We start from the raw sequence: 18,012 nt of genomic DNA, 5'->3' as shown, positions 1-18,012 counted from the left end.
TCGTCGTCGACGCATCCGCTCCGTTCACCTCTACCGAACTGCGCTTCCTCACGACGATGGCCGACCGGGTGGAGACGGTCGTGTTCGCGCTCTCGAAGATCGACCAGTTCCGTGGCTGGCGGCAGGTACTCGACCTCGACCGGCAACTGCTGGCTGAGCACGCGCCCCGGTTCGCGGAGGCGCCCATCTACCCCGTCTCGGCCCGCATGTTCGAGCTGGCGGCAGGCGCGCCGAGCGAGCAGGCCGCCGCGATGCTGCGGGAGAAGTCAGGGGTGGCGCAGTTACAGGCAGCGGTGCAGGAACTGCTCGTCGGCCGCGCCGCGATGCTCGGCGAGGCCAACACGTTGCGCGCGCTTTCCAGTGCGCTTGGTGAGCGACAGGCCAGGCTCAACGCCGAACGCAGGGCGCTGTCGGCCGGGGAATCGGAGGCACAGCGGCTGCGGGAGCGCAGGGACCGGCTGACTGTCGAGCGCCGCTCCTCCACTCGCGGTTGGCAACTCAAACTGCGCGGAGAGGTACAGCGCACGCGCGTGGAGTTGGGACACGAGGCCAGCAGGCAGATGCGGGATGCGCAGGCCTACTTCCGGCAGCGCATAGACGCCGCGAGCCGCGAGGAGCTGGCGAATCTCCCGCAACAGGTGGACGCGGCGTTGCAGGCCATCTCGCAGCGCATCTCCGGCACGCTTGCTCAGCGGCTGAACCAGGTGACCGAGGTGGCACTCGCAGAGCTGTTCTCCACCGAGGAGCTGGCCATCATCCGTTCGCAGTTCGCGCGCGCGGGAGGCCCACCCGTCGTGTTGCGCCCTCCGGACAAGCGCCCGCCGACGGCCGAGGACAAGCTGCTCGTGTTCATGGGGGTTTCCGGTGGAGCGGGTGCCGCCAAACTCGCTGCCGCACCGCTCGCGGGCTTCGCGCTGTTCAACCCCCTCGTGCTGCCGGCGACGATCGTGATCGGGCTCGGGGCGGGCTGGTGGATGTCGCGTACCCGCAGGCACGCCGCCGACAAGCAGCACACCAAGCAGTGGCTCGTCGAGTCCATCGCCGACGCCCGCTCCACACTCGACCAGTTGGTCGCCGAGCAACTCATCGAGGCGGAGCAGCAGCTTTCTCTTGCTCTTGACGACGCGCTGAGCAGGCGGATCGAAGCGATCGAGGCGGAGCTGAAGGAGCTCGACAAGACCATCAAGATGGACGCGCAGGAGCGGTCGAAGAAGCTCGCGCTGGTGACAAGGCGGCTGAAGGACACATCGGAGGGCAGGCAGAAGGCCGAGAAGTTCCTCGTGCGCATCCGTGCGCTGCGGGACCGGCCTCGCGAAAGCTAGCGGTGCGCACGTGCTGGTGTACGGAACCGAACCGGAATAACGTGAGTCCTAACTACCGAACAAGCCGCGAATCCCCGACAAGAGGAGTTCCCAGTGTGGGTCGACGAGAGTGGTGCCACCGACGCCACTGACGCCACAGGCACCTCGGAAGAGTTGACCGTCACCGTCGAAGGCGAGGAGTACTCGGCCGACATCAACTTCGACATCGACGACGACGGGGTCAACGACACCGCCGTCATCGAGCACGCTGACGGCAGCGGGCAGGCCTTCGTCGACAACGATGGGGACGGCGCCGCGGACGAGTACATCGCGCTGGACGCCAATGGAGATCTCGTCGCGCACGCGACGTATGACGAGGCGAGCGGTGACTGGGTCTCGGTGGAACCTGGCGGCTCCGGTGACAGCGGCGAGTCGCAGACCGGCGCGGGTGGCACCATCACCGCCGACCTGCCGGAGGGCGACGTCGAGGTCGGCCCGGCGACCGTGGACACCGACCACGACGGCGTCAACGACACCGCCGTCGTTGAGGACTCCGACGGCACCACGATGGCGTTCACCGACGAGGACGGCGACGGGCAGGCCGACATCGCGGTCATGATCGACGCAGACGGCGGGTCAACGGTCTACGAGCACACCGGTGACGGCGAGTGGACCGAAACGGACGGCAGCGCCCCAGGCAGCGATGAGGCCTGGGGTGGGTTCGACACCGTCGAGGGCGTCGCCAAGATCGACTCCGGCACCGGTCAGTGGATCAGCCAGAACTGAGCGCCTCGGCCAGCGGTCGGCGCGGCCGAAACTCGGTCGGCGAGAACTGATACCCGCACTCGGACAATAACGACGTTTGGTGAAGACCCGGCACGGCGACCGTGCCGGGTCTTTGCATCGCGACAGGAAAGTCTTTGCCGCTTCCCCGCCTCGGCGAAAGCTGAATCGATTCCCTTATCGTTCTTGTGAGAGAACCGACAGGTCAGGGCTCGGTGAGGGGTGTGTCGGGCCGCTACTCTCAGGGAATCCCAAATTTCAGCACACCGCTCGGCGGTGCGCGCGAGCCATTCGGTCGCCGGCAACGGAGCCCGCATCCGGACGTCGCGGTCCGGGGTGTGGGCTCTTGTCGTCGAAGACAGGAGACGAGAGATGACTGCAGTAGCCATCCCCGGTCTGGACAAAGCGCCAACGACACACAGCGGCGTGCTGTCTTGGGTGCGGGAGGTCGCTGAGCTGACCACACCTGACCGAGTGGTGTGGGTGGACGGTTCCGACGAAGAGGCAGAGCGCATCAACAACGAACTCGTCGAGGCTGGCACCTTCGTGCCGCTGAAGGCCAAGCCGGACTCCTTCTGGGCGGCCTCCGACCCCAGCGACGTGGCACGTGTCGAGGAGCGCACGTTCATCTGCTCGGAGCGGGAGGAGGATGCCGGGCCCACCAACAACTGGGTGCATCCCGACGAGATGAAGGCGACCATGACGGAGCTCTACCGGGGCTGCATGCGTGGTCGCACGATGTACGTCATCCCGTTCTGCATGGGTCCGCTCGCCGACGAGAACCCCAAGCTCGGCGTCGAGATCACCGACTTCGCCTACGTGGTCGCGTCGATGCGGGTGATGACCCGGATGGGCAAGGCCGCGCTGGACAAGTTCGTCACCGAGGACGGCACCGAGCGCGAGTTCGTGCCAGCGCTGCACTCGGTGGGTGCTCCGCTCGAACCCGGGCAGCAGGACGTGCCGTGGCCGTGCAACGACACCAAGTACATCAGCCACTTCCCCGAGACCAGGACCATCTGGAGCTACGGTTCCGGGTACGGCGGAAACTCGCTGCTCGGCAAGAAGTGCTACTCGCTGCGCATCGCTTCGGTGATGGCGCGCGACGAGGGCTGGCTCGCCGAGCACATGCTGATCCTCAAGCTCATCTCCCCGGAGAACAAGGCGTACTACGTGGCGGCGGCGTTCCCCAGCGCCTGCGGCAAGACCAACCTCGCGATGCTGCAACCCACCATCTCCGGTTGGCGTGCCGAGACGCTCGGCGACGACATCGCCTGGATGCGCTTCGGTGAGGACGGCAGGTTGTACGCGATCAACCCCGAGTTCGGGTTCTTCGGCGTCGCGCCCGGCACCGACTACCACACCAACCCCAACGCCATGCGGACCATCGAGAAGGGCAACACGGTGTTCACCAACGTTGCCCTCACCGATGACGGCGACGTGTGGTGGGAAGGGATGGCGGATACGCCGCAGCACCTGACCTCCTGGAAGAAGCAGGACTGGACACCCGATTCGGACGAGCCCGCCGCCCACCCCAACTCCCGGTACTGCACGCCGATGTCGCAGTGCCCGACCCTGGCGCCGGAGTGGGACGACCCCAGGGGTGTGCCGATCTCGGCAATCCTGTTCGGCGGTCGCAGGGCGACCACGATCCCGCTGGTGTCGGAGTCGCGTGACTGGCAGCACGGCGTCTTCATGGGCGCCACGATGTCGTCGGAGAAAACGGCCGCCGCCGCGGGCAAGGTCGGCGAGGTTCGCCGCGACCCGATGGCGATGCTGCCCTTCCTCGGGTACCACGCCGGTGACTACTTCCAGCACTGGCTGGAGGTCGGCAAGGGCGCCGACGAGCTGAAGCTGCCGAAGATCTTCTACGTGAACTGGTTCCGCCGCGGCGACGACCGCCGGTTCCTGTGGCCCGGGTTCGGTGAGAACTCGCGGGTGTTGAAGTGGATCGTCGAGCGGATCGAGGGCAGGGCCTCTGCGGTGGAGACTCCCGCGGGATTCGTACCTCGCGCCGAGGACCTCGATCTGGACGGCCTCACGGAGCCGATCGAGGACATCAACGCCGCGCTCGACGTCGACCCCGACGAGTGGCGCCAGGAGATCCCGCTGATCGAGGAGTGGTTCGCCAAGATCGGCACTGACAAGATCCCCTCCGCGCTGCGCGACGAGCTGGAGGCACTGAAGCAGCGCCTCGGCTAGTCGACAGGGCCCGTGAAGGCCCCCGGGGCATCCGGTTCGCCCACCGCGAACCGGACCCGCTCCGGGGGCCCTTTCGATACCGTCGAACGGTGGATCTTGCGGCGAGGAAGCCCTTTCGGTTCGGCGTCAACCTGACCGCTCCCGCTGGGCGCCGGGAGTGGGTCGACAAGAGTCGCAAGGCCGAGGAGTTGGGCTACGACGTGGTGTGCGTGCCGGATCACCTCGGCGCGCCCGCGCCGTTTCCCGCGCTCGTGCTCGCCGCGGAGGCGACCAGCAGCGTGCGGCTGTGCCCGTTCGTGCTCAACACCAGCTTCTACAACCCCGCGTTGCTCGCCCGCGATGTCGCCTGCACCGACCAGTACGTCGAAGGCAGGCTGGAACTGGGTCTGGGCACCGGCTATGTCAAGGCGGAGTTCGACGCCGCCGGACTGCCGTTTCCCGGCCCCGGTGCCAGGATCGACCACCTGGAGCACACCGTGCGGCGGTTGCGCGTGCTGTTCGCCGAGGAAGAGCCCCGCCCGGCCCAGCACCCCGGCCCGCCACTGCTCATGGCGGGGCACCGAGACCGGATGCTCCGGCTCGCCGCCCGCGAGGCGGACATCGTGGGCTTCTCCGGCGCCACCTTCGACCACGCGGGCACCTCGGCCTCCGTGGCGACGGCCGAACAGCTCGGTGAGCGGGTGGATTTCGTGCGCAGGGAGGCGGGTGAGCGAGCCGACCGGATCGAACTGAACCTGCTGATCCAGAAGGTGGTGCTCACCGGTGACCGCGAGAGTGCCCTCCAGTCACTGCGGCGCTACGCTCCCGAACTGACCGACGAGCAGTTCAGTGACGTACCGATCCTGCTGGTGGGGACGGCGCGGCAGGTCGCGGACCAGCTGCGCGCCCAGCGTGAGCGGTTCGGGTTCACCTACCTCACCGTGCTGGCGCCGGATATGGAGACCTTCGCCGAAGTGATCGAGTTGCTGCGCTGATGTCCCCGCGCGGTAGCCCGAATCAGCCGAAGAACCCGATGATCTCGTCGATCGCGAGGTAGGTGAACAGCGCGAGGCACAGCGTGAGCAGGCCGTTGGACAGCCAGCGGGAGCGGCCCTCGCTCGGTACGCGACCGGAGTTGAGCATGATCAACAGCGTCGCGGCGAGGAACGGCATGAAAAGCGCACCGAGTACGCCATATGTGATGGTGAGCTGGAACGGCTTGTCGAGGAACAGCAGTGCCATCGGCGGGAACGTCAACCACAGCACGTAGCCGCGGAAGGGCGTGCTGCGCACGCCTGCCTTGCTTTCGTAGTCCTCGCCGGTGTCCTCGACGCCTGCGGGGATTCGCCAGGTGCGCCACCAGTCGGCGAACAGCAGACTCACGCCGTTCCACACGCCGACGAGCGAGCTGAACGAGACGGCGAAGAAGCCGATGAGGAACGGGATGCGGGCCCACTGTCCGTAGTCGGCGGCCAACGTGTCACCGAGCAGGAGCAGGCCTTCATCTCCGGAAACGATGTCGGTGTTCAGCAGCAGTTCCGAGCCGACGATGAGCATGGCGACGACGAAGATGCCAGTGGTGACGTATCCGGTGGTGTTGTCCAGCCGCATCATCGAAAGCCAGCGGGAGGACCGCCAACCCTTGGCCATCGTCCAGTAGCCGTAGGCGGCCATTGTGATGGTGCCGCCGACACCGCCGATAAGGCCGAGTACGTAGACGAGCGAGCCGCTCGGCAGCCTCGGCACGAACCCGTTCACCGCGTCAAGCAGGTTCGGCGTCACGAGAATCGCCGTGCCGACGACGGTGACGAACATGATGCCGACGAAGGCTGTCATGACCTTTTCGATCAACCGGTACCGGCCGAACCACACGAGCAGGAAGCCAAGCAGCCCACACGCGATCGCCCAGTAGCGCAGCGAAAGCCACGGGAACAGCGCGTTCAACGGCAGGCCGGATGCCGACATCGCCGTGGCACCGTAGACGAACCCCCACACCACGGCGTAGGCGCCGAAGTACACGAGCACCCACTTGCCGAGGTCGCGCCATCCCGCCAGCAGCGTCTGTCCGGAGGTCAGGTGCCAGCGGCCGACGGCCTCGGCGAGCGCGATCTTGAAGACGGTGCCGACGATCACCGCCCACAGCAAGGTATAGCCGAACTTCGACCCGGCGACCATCGTGGCGACCAGGTCACCGGCCCCCACTCCGGTCGCGGCGGCCATCATTCCTGGGCCGATCTGACGCAAGCGTGCTCGCCAACCGACCGGGACGTTGTCTGTCACCTCACTGTGACGGACCTCATTCGCCATGGCAGGAAAGGTTAATCGTTCACCGGATCGAGCGAAAGGACGAGATTTCCCAGGGCGTTCCCGGTGTGCGTCAGGAGACGTTCGGCAACGTCGCTGTGGATGTCGCTGTGGATGTTTCGGCAGTGACCGCGTCGCGCAACGAGTCGAGCGAGACGCCGACCGCGTCGGCCACGGCCACCACGGTGAAGAACGCGGGGGTGGGGATGCGGCCGGTCTCGATCTTGCGAAGGGTCTCGACAGAGATCCCTGCTTCCGCCGCGATCTGCACCATACTGCGGCTGCCTCGTGCATCTCGTAGCAGTGAACCGAGTCGTTCGCCGCGGGCGCGCTGGGATTTCGTGAGGGGCACTCGGACCACGGGTCGATAGTAGTACCCGAACCAGTTACACACAGCCTGTGGACAACTCTGTGCACAGGCTGTGGACGGTACGGATCGTGATCGGGGTGTGACTGAAACGCGAAACGCCTGACCGACTCCCCGCGTCAGAACTTCGATGGAGTCCATCCGAAACGACCGAGCGTGAGGGAGGTAGCCATGGTTTCGGCAGGTTTGGCGATGCTCGTGGTCGCGCTCGGCGCCTTGTGTTTCGCCGTGCTCAGCGGGGCGTTCGATTCCGGCTCCGACAACGATTCCGGCTCCGACAACGACTCCGACAACGACTCCGACGACTCGCGGAACCACCGCAGGGATGGTTCCGCGAGCCACCTTTGGGTTGGTCAGCCGCCTTCGGGAACCGGCAGCGGCTGTCCGGGGCACGTGCGGTCGCTCGGCACGATGCCGTCGACGAGGAAGTCCTCCACGACGTCGTCGGCACACGAGTTGCCGCCCGCGTAGATACCGTGGTCGCCCTCGTCGGTGATCGTCAGCATCCGCGAGCCCTCGAACGCCCGGTGTGCCCGCCTCGCTCCTTCGATCGGAGTGGCGGGGTCGTGTTCGGACTGCACGATCAACACCGGCGGAACACCCTGCCCGTCGAGCACCGGGAGGTCCCTCGGCTTGGTCTTCCAGAAGATGCACGGCTGCACCAGCCAGCCCCAGCCAAGCAGCGGGTACTGCCTTCCGAGTCGCTCCGACTGCCAGATGGCGGTGCCCCTTCCGCCGAACCACGGGCCCTCGTTGCACGGAATGGTCCAGAAGCTGGCGTCGTACGCGTCGTCGTACTCCACCGGCACCACCAGCGGCTGTGGCCCGATGGCCTTGGCCTCGCTCAGCCGTGCCTGCAGGCGTCGCAGTGCGGAAGCCTGCTCGTTCGCCGACTTGTCAGGTGTGGCCAGCGTGCGCACGCTCACCAGGAACTCGGCGAGTCCGGGGAAGGAACGCTTGCTGTACAGGTTCATTCCGATTGCGCTGTCGAACTCGTTGGGGCCGACGTGCTGCCCGTCGAGTTCGATGGGTTGTGTGGCGAGGCTTGCCCGCACCTGTTCGTAGGTCTGCCTGGCCCGCTCGGCGGTGGTGCCGAAGTGGTAAAGCGAGTCGTACCGCGCCAGCCACGGCAGGAAGTCCTGTCGCCACCTGCGCTCGAACCCGAGCGGTTGCCAGTCGAACGAGCGCTGCCAGGTGGTGGTGAACTCGGTCGCGGAGTCCAGCACGAACCGGCCGGTGTGCTCGGGGAACTGCTGCGCGTAGTGCGCGCCGAGCCAGGTGCCCGCCGAATAGCCGACCCAGTTGATCTTGTCGCGGCCGAGCAAGGTCCTGAGCAGGTCGATGTCGTGGACGGTCTGGAAGGTGTTGATGAGCGGGCCCAGCTCTCCCGACTTGAACTGGCAGGAGTCCGCGGCGTACTCGGTGGCGTCCAGGATCAGATTCAGGTTCTTCCTGTCCCGGTCCCGAGGATCAAGTGAGCCACCCGTGCCGATCGCGCCGCCACACGTGATGTTGGTGCTCTTGCCCGTGCCCCTGGGGTCGAAGCCGATGATCTCCTGCTGCCGCCGTACCCGGTCCTGGTCGCGCAGCCGGGCAGGGAATGCCCGCCCCGGCGCTCCGGGGCCTCCGGGGTTGGTCAGCACGCTCGCGGTCGCCTCGCCGCCGGTGGCTTTCAGCCTGCTGACCGCGATCGTCAGGTCCTCGCCGTGTCCCGGTTGTTCCCAGTCCCTCGGTGTGCGGAAGGTGGCGCACTCGATGTCCTCGGCGCCCTCGGGCGGGGTGGAAGGGAGTTCGTCGGCCTCGCAGCGGTGCCAGTTGAGCACCTGCCCGGTGTACCGATCGGGGATTTTGTCCGAATTGGACGTTTGTGCTGCCTGCGCGGTGGTCTGTACCGGGATCAGGAGTGTCCCCACCAGCGCGGGAACCAGCGCGGACAGGCGAAGTTTCCTCATGTGGTCTGTGCCCCTCGGTTGCGTTGTCCGGCCACATTGAACCGATACCTGACTCGCCGGACAACCCTGACCCCGGGGTCAGCTCGGCAGCGGCGCCGTGCCGATGCCTCGCAGTGTGGCGGTTACGGGCTGTTTCGTTTCCGCGTAGCAGGTCAGGTTGTTGAAACCATGGCGCCAGTTCAGCTTGTCGGGGCGATGCCACGCGACGGTGACGTCGTCGCGCGCGGCGCCGAGATAGCGGCGCAGCGCGTCACCGCACTCCGCACGCGCGGTGCGGTCGAACTTCTCGTCAGCGGGCAGCGGTTGTCTCGGATCTCCCATCGGGATGACCGCGACGGCTTCGCTGCGATGTGGTTGGTCGCACGCCACCGGGGCGGGCAGCGGCTGAGACGGCGGTTCCTTCGTGCAGAGCCGGAACTTGTTGCTGCCGTTGCCTGCGAGGGCGTCCTTCATCGACCCGGTGTGCGAAACGGCCCGGCCGTCCGGACCGAGCCGCGCGACCCCACAGCGGTACCAGCGGGCGCCTTCTCGCCAGTCGTCCGTGCCCGCCCACAGCAGCCAGGCCGCCAACGTAGTCATGTCGTAGCGCTCGTCACCGAGGTACTTGGCGGCCTCGGCACGGCAGGTGGGGAAGACCGCTTCGAATACGGCGTCACGGCTGGGAGGCTCGTCCGGCATGGCGCCGCCGAACGTGCCCGCCACCGTGATCTCGACCGTGTGTGGCTTCGCGCAGTCCACCGGAGCCGGATCGTTGCCCGCGACACACTCGCCACGCTGGGCGATCTGCTGATCGGGTGGGCCGCTCGCCGCGGGTTCGGTGGTGGTTGTGGCCGCGGCCTCGGTGTTCGCACCGGCAGCCGGCGTGCCCGTGACCTCGCTGGCGCATGCCGTCAGCGTCATGGCGGCCACCATCGTGGCCGCGGTAAGCACTAGCCCGTATCTCGACATCGCGCATGACCCTACCGAGCGACCCGCCGAACACTTAAGGTCAACGCCGCGTGACATCGTCGTTACGCGGAAGGGAGGCCAGGCGCATGTCGGCGCACAGGGTTGGCAAGGGTTCGGGGTTGCGGTTCAGCCCCTGGAATTTGCTGCTGCTCATCCCGTTCTGGGTCCTGTTCACTCCGCTGTTCAACCGGGAGACCCCCGAGTTGTTCGGGATGCCGTTCTTCTACTGGTTCCAGTTCGTCGGCATCGCCGTCGGGGTGCTGTGCACCTCGATCGTCTACCTCGCCACCCGAGGCAGAGGAGGCGACCGGTGAGCCAGGTGCAATGGACCGAACTGGTCGTCTTCACCGCGTTCTTCCTGCTGGTAACCGTGCTCGGGTTTCTGGCGGCACGCTGGCGGGCAGGCGACACGCTCGACCACCTCGACGAGTGGGGGCTGGGTGGCCGCAGGTTCGGTTCCTGGATCACCTGGTTCCTGATCGGCGGAGACCTCTACACCGCGTACACCTTCGTCGCGGTCCCCGCGCTGCTCTTCGGCGCCGGTGCGATGGGCTTCTTCGCGCTCCCCTACTCGGTCATCGCCTACCCGCTGGTGTTCCTGCCGCTGCTGCGGTTGTGGTCGGTGTCTCGGGCGCGCGGGTACGTCACGCCCGCCGACTTCGTGCGCGGCCGCTACGGCTCAACCACGCTGGCGACACTCGTGGCGATCACCGGGATCGTGGCGACCATGCCCTACATCGCGCTCCAGCTTGTCGGTCTGGAGTCGGTGCTGAGAACGATGGGTCTCAACGCGGGTGGGTTGCTCGGCCACCTGCCGCTGCTCATCGCGTTCGTCATCCTCGCCCTGTACACCTACCAGTCCGGTCTGCGGGCGCCCGCGCTGATCGCCTTCGTCAAGGACTTCCTGATCTACGTGGTCATCTTCGTCGCCGTGTTGTATCTACCCGCCAAACTCGGTGGCTGGGACACCATCTTCTCGGCGGCCGAGGCGAAGTTCGCGCAGACACCGTCCCCCAACGACGGCATCGTGCTGGGTGCGAACAACCAGTTGCAGTACGCCACGCTCGCGCTGGGCTCGGCGCTCGCGCTCTTTCTGTACCCGCATGCGGCCACGGGCGTGCTGGCATCCCGTAGCCGCGATGTGCTCAAGCGCAACATGTCGGCGTTGCCGGCGTACTCGGTGCTGCTAGGACTGCTGGCGCTGCTCGGCTTCGCCGCCGTGGCGGCGGGGACGCAGGCGCTGACCAACGAGGCCACCGGACGGGCCGACAGCAACACGATCGTGCCGAAGCTGTTCCTCGACCAGTTCCCGTCCTGGTTCACCGGCGTGGCATTCGCGGCCATCGGTATCGGCGCGCTCGTCCCGGCGGCGATCATGTCGATCGCGGCGGCGAACCTGTGGACGCGCAACATCTACCGGGAGTTCTTCAACCGTGCCGCCACCCCGGCACAGGAGGCACGGCAGGCGAGGATCACCTCGTTGGTCGTGAAGTTCGGTGCTGTCGCGTTCATCCTGTTCATCGACCCGCAGTTCTCCATCGACCTGCAACTGATCGGCGGAGTCATCATCCTGCAAACCCTGCCCGCGGTCGCGATCTCGCTGTACACGCGATGGTTCCATCGGTTCGGGCTGATCGCGGGCTGGTGCGTTGGCATGTTCTGGGGCTTGTTGCTGCTGTACGGCATCCCGAATCCGGCCACCGGCAAGGCCCACTTCGGCGGATCGGCGCTGCCGTTGGACAAGCTCAACCTGTTCGGTTGGCAGCCGTTCGCGGGCTCGCAGGTGCAGATCTACGTCGGCATCGTCGCGCTCGCGGCCAACCTGCTGGTCGCGGTTGTCGTCACCATGCTCGCCAGGTGGCTTCGCGCCTTCAACGGCATCGACTCCACCAACCCGGCCGACTACCACGTCGACGACGGTGACAAGGATCTGCGCCCGATCGCGGCACCGCATTGACAGGCGACAGGTGGGGCGGGCAGGGCTAGCGTGGCAGCCATGAGCGAGCAGGTGAGCAGGTTCGGCACGGTGGAGCCCGACGAGTTGCCGGAGGATCTGCGCGAGCGGATCGGGCAGATCGCGGAGAAGTCTGGGTTCGTTCCCAACATCTTCCGAGCGCTTGGGCGTCGGCCCGACGAGTTGCGGGCGTTCCTCGACTACCACGACGCGCTCATGAACTCCTCGGTCGGGCTGAGCAAGGCGGAACGCGAACTGGTGGTCGTGGCGACGTCCGGTGCGAACCACTGCACCTACTGCGTGGTCGCGCACGGCGCGATTCTGCGGATCAGGTCGAAGGACTCCGAGCTTGCCGACCAGGTTGCGAGTAACCCGTGGCAGGCGGAGCTTGACCAGCGGCAGCGGGCGATCGTCGATCTCGCGCTCGCGCTCGCGCACGACTCGGCGAAGTTCGGGGAACGGCATCTGGCGGCGGCACGCGAGGCCGGGCTGACCGAGGACGAGATCTGGGACGTCGGCTCGATCACCGCGCTGTTCGCCATGTCGAACCGGCTGGCTCACCTGACCGCGTTGCGTCCGAATCCGGAGTTCTACCGGATGGGACGCGACTGACGCGGGATGGGTCCATACAACTGGAAGCCCCGTGATGCTGCCAGGTCGGGGGTCCGCCAGCATCACGGGGTCATTCGGGGTATCGACACTGCCCTCCGCAGCGTTACACCCCGCGAGGAGTGTAACCTAGATCACAGATGTGCGCCCGAGTTGTTCCACTGGCGTGTCTGCAACTCTCTTCCGTTTTATAGGTTCAGCCCTATATATGGGAATAGACCTCAATCGTCGGATCGACCCAGCAGGTAGTTGCCGAAGTGGGGCACGGTGAAGGCGATGTGGCCTCGCTCGGCCGAGTACACCAGCCCCTTCTTCATCAGGCTGTCCCTCGCAGGTGACAGCGACGACGGCTTGCGGCCGAGATACACCGCCACGTCGGAGGTGCCCGCGCTCTCGTCGCGGCCTTGGGTCAACTCGGCGATCGCGCGCAGATACTCCCGTTCGGCAGGGGTCGCCCGCTCGTAGCGGGCCCCGAAGAAGCCGACAGCCAACTCGCTCTGCGCCTCCGGCGCGGCCAGGTTCACGTCGTCCTCCGTGATGGGGTTCGAGGGTGCGGCGTCCCACGCCGCCTTGCCGTACGCCTGGATGAAGTAGGGATATCCGCCGGAGGCCGCGAACAGCGCGTCTAGGGCGTTCGGGCTGATCTCGGCGTCCTCGCGCTCGACGGGTGTCACCACCGCACGGTCGGCGTCGGCCCGGTCGAGCCGGTCGATCCTGGTGTAGCGGAAGAGCCGCTCCGAGTACGACTTCGACGCCGACAGCACGGTCGGTACGTGTGGCAGACCCGCCCCGACGACGACGAGTGGTGCGCCGGACTGCGACAGTTCGTGGCACGCGGCGCACAGTGCCGACACGTCGGCGGGCATCAGGTCCTGGATCTCGTCGATCAGCACCGCCACGCCCGTGCCCACGTCGGCCGCCAGCTCCGCGACGTCGGTGAACAGCTCGACCAGGTCGATCTCGATGTCCCCGGAGTCGGCGCGGCCGGAGGCAGCTGGAACGTCGATACCCGGTTGCCAGCGATCGCGGAGTTTGGCGTCGGAGTGGTTGGCCTTGAGCGCGAACGCCTTGAGCACGGCGAGCACCTCGTCCACCCGGTCGGGCGCGCGGTGCTTGACCGCGAGATCACGGATCGCCCTGTGCAGGGCGGCGGACAACGGTCTGCGCAGCGCGGCGTCGGGGCGTGCCTCCACCTTGCCCGCGCCCCAACCGCGCCGCACCGCCATCGAACGCAACTCTCCCAGCAGCACGGTCTTGCCGACCCCGCGCAAGCCGGTGAGCACGAGGCTGCGCTCCGGCCTGCCACGGGCGACCCGCTCCAGCACCACCTCGAAGGCCTGCAACTCACGCTCCCGGCCTGCGAGTTCGGGAGGGCGCTGACCGGCGCCGGGGGCGAACGGGTTCCGAACGGGGTCCATCGCTAGAACACTATTGGCTTTTCTAGCTCCAAGCCGATATTGCCCCAGAAACCGCTACCGGCGTGTCCCGCCCGCTGCCGTTCGACCGTGGTTCGCCTTCCGGCCATCCTCCCGTGTCAGGGTCGGCCGGGAGGTTGATGATGACTGTGAAACGAGCATTCGGCTCCATCGCCGCCGTCCTGGTGGCCGTCCTTTTCGTGAACGGAACGGCGGCGGCGAAGCCGAACCACCGGGACTTCGACATCCAGGCTCACCGTGGTGGTATCGGGCTGACCGTCGAGGGCACCCTCGCCGCGTTCTCCCGTGCCATGGAGCTCGGCGTGACCACCCTGGAACTGGACATTCAGATCACCCGTGACGGTCGCGAGGTGATCACGCACGACCGCAAAATCAACCCGGCCAAGTGCGCGGATACCGCCCCGGCGTGGCCGCAAGACCCGCAGTACCCCTACGCGGGCAAGTACATCAAGGACCTGACGTTTGCCCAGGTGCGCACCCTTGACTGCGGCTCGCAACGGTTGCCGAACTACCCCGACCAGCAGCTCTCGCCCGGCGCGAGGATGCCCACCCTCGCGGAGTTGTTCGACCTCGCCAGGCAGCACAGGGCGTGGCGGCTGCGGTTCAACATCGAAACGAAGGTCGAGGCGGCCGCGCCGGAGGAAACCGCTCCCCGCGAGCAGTTCGTCGATCGGGTCATTCAAGAGGTCGCGAGGTCGGGTTTCGCGCGCAACGTCACCATCCAGAGCTTCGACTGGGGCGCGCTGATGCTTGTCCGCGAGCGCGCACCCTGGCTGCCCGTGGTCGCACTGACTCAGCCGGAGTTCCTCCAGGTAGGCCAGCCGGGTAAGTCGCCGTGGCTCGGTGGGCTCGACATCGACGACTTCGGCGGCAGTCCGGTGCGGGCGGTGCGCTCGTTCGGGGCAAGCGCACTGTCGCCGGTGCACGGCAACCCGCAGGGCGGAACCGTCAGCGACCCGGACTACGTGCCGTTCACCACGAAGCAACTGGTGGACGAGGCGCACCAGGCAGGCATCGCGGTGGTCCCGTGGACGATCAACGACGAGGCGACGATGCACAAGCTGATCGACGACGGTGTGGACGGCATCATCACCGACTACCCCGACAGGTTGCGCCGGGTGGCGGCGGAGCGCGGCTTCAAGCTGCCCAAGGCCTACCCGAACCGGTCGCCTTTCGCTAGCGGTCGCTAGCGCTTTATAGATCTGGCCCTAGAAACCAATAGACGAGTGAAGACGGGCGGGAGTGGGTAGCTTCCGGTGCGGAATACCAATCCACACAGAATGCCAATCCACACAGCAGGGAGGACACATGATTCTCCGCAGGGTGGCGCGCCCACTCCTCGCTTCGATCTTCATCTCGGGCGGCATCAACGCCCTGCGCATGAAGGAGCAGCACGCCGAGGTGGCCAAGCCACTGGTCGACCGCACCGTGCGCGAGAAGGCGGAGCAACTGCCTTCCTCAGTACCGACGGACCCTGAGACCCTGGTGCAGGTTGACGCGGCCGCCAAGATTCTGGGCGGGTCGCTGCTCGCCCTCGGTATCTTCCCGCGTGTGTCGGCGATGATCCTGCTCGGCAGTCTCGTGCCAACCACCGTTGCCGCGCACCCGTTCTGGGAGGAGAAGGACGAGCAGGCCAAGCAGCAGCAGCTGACCCAGTTCATCAAGAACGCGGGCCTGGCGGGTGGCCTGCTGCTGGCCGTGGCCGACACCGGGGGCAAGCCGTCGCTGGGGTGGCGCGCCAAGCACGCCGCTGCCGAGGTGAATCAGCAGGTGCAGGACAAGGCGACCACGGTGCAGCGCGGTGCGGGCAAGGTCGGCAAGAAGGCGGGCAAGGCCACCGGCATGGCGAAGCGGACAAAGGCCGGTAAGGGCCCAAAGGCCGCGAAGGCGGCAGCCAAGGTGGCCAAGCGCAACGCCAAGCGCAAGGCACCCGGCGCTGTCCGAGGTGTGCTGCGCTGAGGGTGCTCCGAGCTACCGGCTGGCAACCCGCCCGTAGCGCCATGCGGCCAGCGGCGCGAACACACCGATGATGACCACGCAACTGACTATCGCGTAGAGGGCGGCGTTCTCGGCGGGCCAACCGGACGGTTCCGGCCAGCCGGGAGGGCTCGGGTTGCCGAAGAGATCCCTCGTCGCGTTCACCGCCGCCGTGAACGGGTTCCAGTCGGCGATCGTGCCCAGCACACCCGGCAGGCTCTCCTGCGGGACGAACGCCGACGAGATGAACGTCAGCGGGAACATCCAGATCAACCCGGCGCTGTTGGCGACCTCCACGCTGCGGGAGATCAGTCCGATGTAGGCGCCCACCCAGGACATCGCCAGGGCGAAGAGCAGGATCAACAGGTAGCCGAGCACGGCGTCGCCGACGTTGGTGTTGATTCGCCAGCCGATGAGCAGCCCGGCCACCGTCATGATCACGAGCACCACGATGCTGAGCACCTGGTCGGCCGTGGTCCGGCCGACGATGACGGCCAGCCGGGACATCGGCAGCGACCGGAACCGGTCGATGATGCCCTTCTGCAGGTCGTTGGCGAAGCCGATGACCGTGTATGAGGAGTTGAACGCCACCGTCTGTGCGAAGATGCCCGCGATCAGGAACTCCCGGTAGGCGGCGCTGTCGCCACCGGGTCCGCCGATGGCTCCGCCGAACACGTAAGCGAACATCAGCACGAACATCAGCGGAAACGCCGTGGCGCCGAGCAGCCACTCCGGATTGCGGCGGACGTTCATCACGTTGCGCCAGGTGATGACCCCGCTGTCGGAGAAGATCTTCGCGACGCCGTTCACGCGGAATCTCCTTCCTTCTCGCCCGCTCCGTGCCCGGTCAGCGACAGGAACACGTCGTCGAGCGTTGGGCGGTGCAGTGCGACGTCGTGGACCGGGATGCTCTCGGCGTCGAGCCTGCGCAGCGCCTCCATGAGGGCCTTCGCCCCGGTGTTGACAACCACCCCGACCCTTCTTGCTTGTTCGTGCACCACGGGTTCACCCGCGCCGACCTCGCGAAGTGCCCGCACCGCGGTGTCGAGGTCGGAGGCCGATGCCACCACGAGTTCCACCCGCTCGCCGCCGACCTGCTCCTTGAGCTGGTCGGCGGTGCCGCGGGCGATCACCCTTCCCCTGTCGATCACCACGATGGAGTCGGCCAACCTGTCGGCCTCCTCCAGGTACTGCGTGGTGAGCAGCACCGTGGCGCCGGTGGCCCTCAGTTGCTCGATGACCTCCCACATCTCGAGGCGTCCGCGGGGGTCGAGTCCGGTGGTGGGCTCGTCGAGCACCACCACCCTCGGTTCGGCGACGAGGGCGCCCGCAAGGTCGAGCCTGCGTCGCATACCGCCGGAGTAGCCCTTGGCAGGGCGGTCGGCCGCCTCCTCGAGCTGGAACCGGCTCAGCAGCTCCCGTGCCCGTCCGCGCGCCTTCGCCTTTCCGCTGCCGTAGAGCCTGCCGACGAGGTAGAGGTTCTCGAAGCCGGTCAGGTTCTCGTCGACGGCGGCGTACTGCCCGGAAAGCCCGATGGAGCGGCGAACCGCGTCCGGTTCGGTGAGCACGTCGTGACCCGCGACCCACGCCTGACCGGAGTCGGGCCTGAGCAACGTGGTGAGAATCCGCACGGTGGTGGTCTTGCCCGCACCGTTGGGTCCGAGGAGCCCGAGGACCTGGCCTGCGGTGATGTCGAGGTCAACCCCGTCCAGCGCACGGGTAGTGCCGTAGGTCTTGACGAGACCGCGGGCACGCACCGCGATCGTTGGCTCGGCCTGTCTGTCGGATTCGGCCATGTCGCCAGCCTAGGACGGGCCACCGACAGAAGTCGTGCGGTTTTGCGACGAACCGGCGGCGGTTGCCCTGCCCGTGTGCCACTATCGAGAGCGCATGTAGCACGCTCGTCATCTGGGGGCATGATGTCGGTCGGCGATGTTGCCGCTTAGCTTGAGCGCGTGCTGGCGCTGTGGCCGCTGCCCGCCCTGCTTGACGCGAGCACGAAGCTCGACGATGCCCGTGCGACGCTCGGCTCGATCGCATACGGCACCACCGATGCCGATCTGCTGGCCGCGCTGGAAGGACTGGGGGCAGCGCGAGCGGACCTACGCTCTTGTTCGGACCGTTGACAGCGGAACGCGTCGACGAGCTGCTGCGTGTGCTATCCGATTGAAAAATTGGTGGCGCCTACTGGACTGGGCCGACC

General features: G+C 67.0%; 17 protein-coding genes. 10 read left to right on the top strand and 7 right to left on the bottom strand.

Annotation, left to right across the window (positions count from 1 at the left end; genetic code table 11):
- The 4 genes from FHU38_RS26840 to FHU38_RS26825 form a co-directional block, all read left to right on the top strand.
- A partial coding sequence (locus tag FHU38_RS26840) for a dynamin (protein WP_167177704.1) occupies positions 1-1,322 on the top strand: 1,322 nt, incomplete at its 5' end.
- Positions 1,323-1,415: 93 nt separating this feature from the next.
- Complete coding sequence (locus FHU38_RS26835; protein WP_167177702.1) at positions 1,416-2,087, top strand: DUF6802 family protein; 672 nt, start codon at positions 1,416-1,418, stop codon at positions 2,085-2,087.
- 369 nt (positions 2,088-2,456) lie between these two features.
- Positions 2,457-4,283, top strand: coding sequence for a phosphoenolpyruvate carboxykinase (GTP) (locus FHU38_RS26830; RefSeq protein WP_167177700.1), 1,827 nt, complete (start codon positions 2,457-2,459; stop codon positions 4,281-4,283).
- An 89-nt stretch (positions 4,284-4,372) separates the two neighbouring features.
- The gene (locus FHU38_RS26825) at positions 4,373-5,257 is read left to right on the top strand and encodes an LLM class F420-dependent oxidoreductase (protein WP_167177699.1); all 885 of its coding nucleotides are present in this window, start codon (positions 4,373-4,375) and stop codon (positions 5,255-5,257) included.
- Positions 5,258-5,279: 22 nt separating this feature from the next.
- Here the strand turns inward: FHU38_RS26825 and FHU38_RS26820 are convergent, their stop codons facing one another.
- The 4 genes from FHU38_RS26820 to FHU38_RS26805 form a co-directional block, all read right to left on the bottom strand.
- Complete coding sequence (locus FHU38_RS26820) at positions 5,280-6,569, bottom strand: Nramp family divalent metal transporter (RefSeq protein ID WP_167177697.1); 1,290 nt, start codon at positions 6,567-6,569, stop codon at positions 5,280-5,282.
- Between the two features lie 70 nt (positions 6,570-6,639).
- Positions 6,640-6,927 carry a helix-turn-helix domain-containing protein gene (locus FHU38_RS26815; RefSeq protein WP_167177695.1) on the bottom strand — a complete coding sequence of 96 codons (288 nt, stop codon included), beginning with the start codon at positions 6,925-6,927 and terminating at the stop codon, positions 6,640-6,642.
- Between the two features lie 359 nt (positions 6,928-7,286).
- Positions 7,287-8,885 carry an alpha/beta hydrolase gene (locus tag FHU38_RS26810; RefSeq protein WP_167177692.1) on the bottom strand — a complete coding sequence of 533 codons (1,599 nt, stop codon included), beginning with the start codon at positions 8,883-8,885 and terminating at the stop codon, positions 7,287-7,289.
- Between the two features lie 78 nt (positions 8,886-8,963).
- Positions 8,964-9,785: a septum formation family protein gene (locus tag FHU38_RS26805; RefSeq protein WP_313886920.1), complete on the bottom strand. Its 822-nt coding sequence runs from the start codon at positions 9,783-9,785 to the stop codon at positions 8,964-8,966.
- Between the two features lie 134 nt (positions 9,786-9,919).
- Here FHU38_RS26805 and FHU38_RS26800 point away from each other — a divergent pair, with 134 nt between their 5' ends.
- Genes FHU38_RS26800 through FHU38_RS26790 form a run of 3 tightly spaced genes read left to right on the top strand, consistent with a single transcriptional unit; the run spans position 9,920 to position 12,399 of the window.
- Positions 9,920-10,147, top strand: a complete 228-nt coding sequence (locus FHU38_RS26800; protein WP_167177688.1) for a DUF3311 domain-containing protein — start codon at positions 9,920-9,922, stop codon at positions 10,145-10,147.
- Positions 10,144-11,790, top strand: a complete 1,647-nt coding sequence (mctP, locus tag FHU38_RS26795; RefSeq protein ID WP_167177687.1) for a monocarboxylate uptake permease MctP — start codon at positions 10,144-10,146, stop codon at positions 11,788-11,790. The genes FHU38_RS26800 and mctP overlap by 4 nt, the downstream gene beginning before the upstream one ends.
- 39 nt (positions 11,791-11,829) lie before the next feature.
- Entirely contained in the window at positions 11,830-12,399 is a 570-nt protein-coding gene (locus FHU38_RS26790; RefSeq protein ID WP_167177685.1) for a peroxidase-related enzyme, read from the top strand.
- A 218-nt stretch (positions 12,400-12,617) separates the two neighbouring features.
- Here FHU38_RS26790 and FHU38_RS26785 read toward each other — a convergent pair whose 3' ends face one another.
- Positions 12,618-13,814 carry an AAA family ATPase gene (locus FHU38_RS26785; RefSeq protein WP_167177683.1) on the bottom strand — a complete coding sequence of 399 codons (1,197 nt, stop codon included), beginning with the start codon at positions 13,812-13,814 and terminating at the stop codon, positions 12,618-12,620.
- Between the two features lie 140 nt (positions 13,815-13,954).
- Between FHU38_RS26785 and FHU38_RS26780 the strand changes: the two genes are divergently transcribed.
- Positions 13,955-15,022, top strand: coding sequence for a glycerophosphodiester phosphodiesterase (locus FHU38_RS26780; RefSeq protein WP_167177756.1), 1,068 nt, complete (start codon positions 13,955-13,957; stop codon positions 15,020-15,022).
- Positions 15,023-15,140: 118 nt separating this feature from the next.
- On the top strand, positions 15,141-15,791 hold the full coding sequence (locus FHU38_RS26775) for a DoxX family protein (protein ID WP_167177680.1): 651 nt from the start codon (positions 15,141-15,143) through the stop codon (positions 15,789-15,791).
- A 12-nt stretch (positions 15,792-15,803) separates the two neighbouring features.
- Here the strand turns inward: FHU38_RS26775 and FHU38_RS26770 are convergent, their stop codons facing one another.
- Both FHU38_RS26770 and FHU38_RS26765 read right to left on the bottom strand, forming a co-directional pair.
- Positions 15,804-16,619 (bottom strand): ABC transporter permease, encoded by an 816-nt coding sequence (locus FHU38_RS26770; RefSeq protein WP_167177678.1) that lies wholly within the window; start codon positions 16,617-16,619, stop codon positions 15,804-15,806.
- Positions 16,616-17,605, bottom strand: coding sequence for an ATP-binding cassette domain-containing protein (locus FHU38_RS26765; protein ID WP_167177676.1), 990 nt, complete (start codon positions 17,603-17,605; stop codon positions 16,616-16,618). Before FHU38_RS26765 ends, FHU38_RS26770 begins: the two co-directional genes overlap by 4 nt.
- Before the next feature lie 159 nt (positions 17,606-17,764).
- Here FHU38_RS26765 and FHU38_RS26760 point away from each other — a divergent pair, with 159 nt between their 5' ends.
- A complete protein-coding gene (locus FHU38_RS26760; RefSeq protein WP_167177673.1) occupies positions 17,765-17,935 on the top strand; it encodes a hypothetical protein in 171 nt (56 codons plus the stop codon).
- The last annotated feature ends 77 nt before the right edge of the window (positions 17,936-18,012 follow it).

It is taken from the genome of Saccharomonospora amisosensis (genome assembly GCF_011761185.1).
GTDB classification, from domain to species: Bacteria; Actinomycetota; Actinomycetes; order Mycobacteriales; family Pseudonocardiaceae; genus Saccharomonospora_A; species Saccharomonospora_A amisosensis.
The sequence above is the reverse complement of the archived record's forward strand: the minus strand, read 5'-3'. Positions and strand labels throughout refer to the sequence as shown.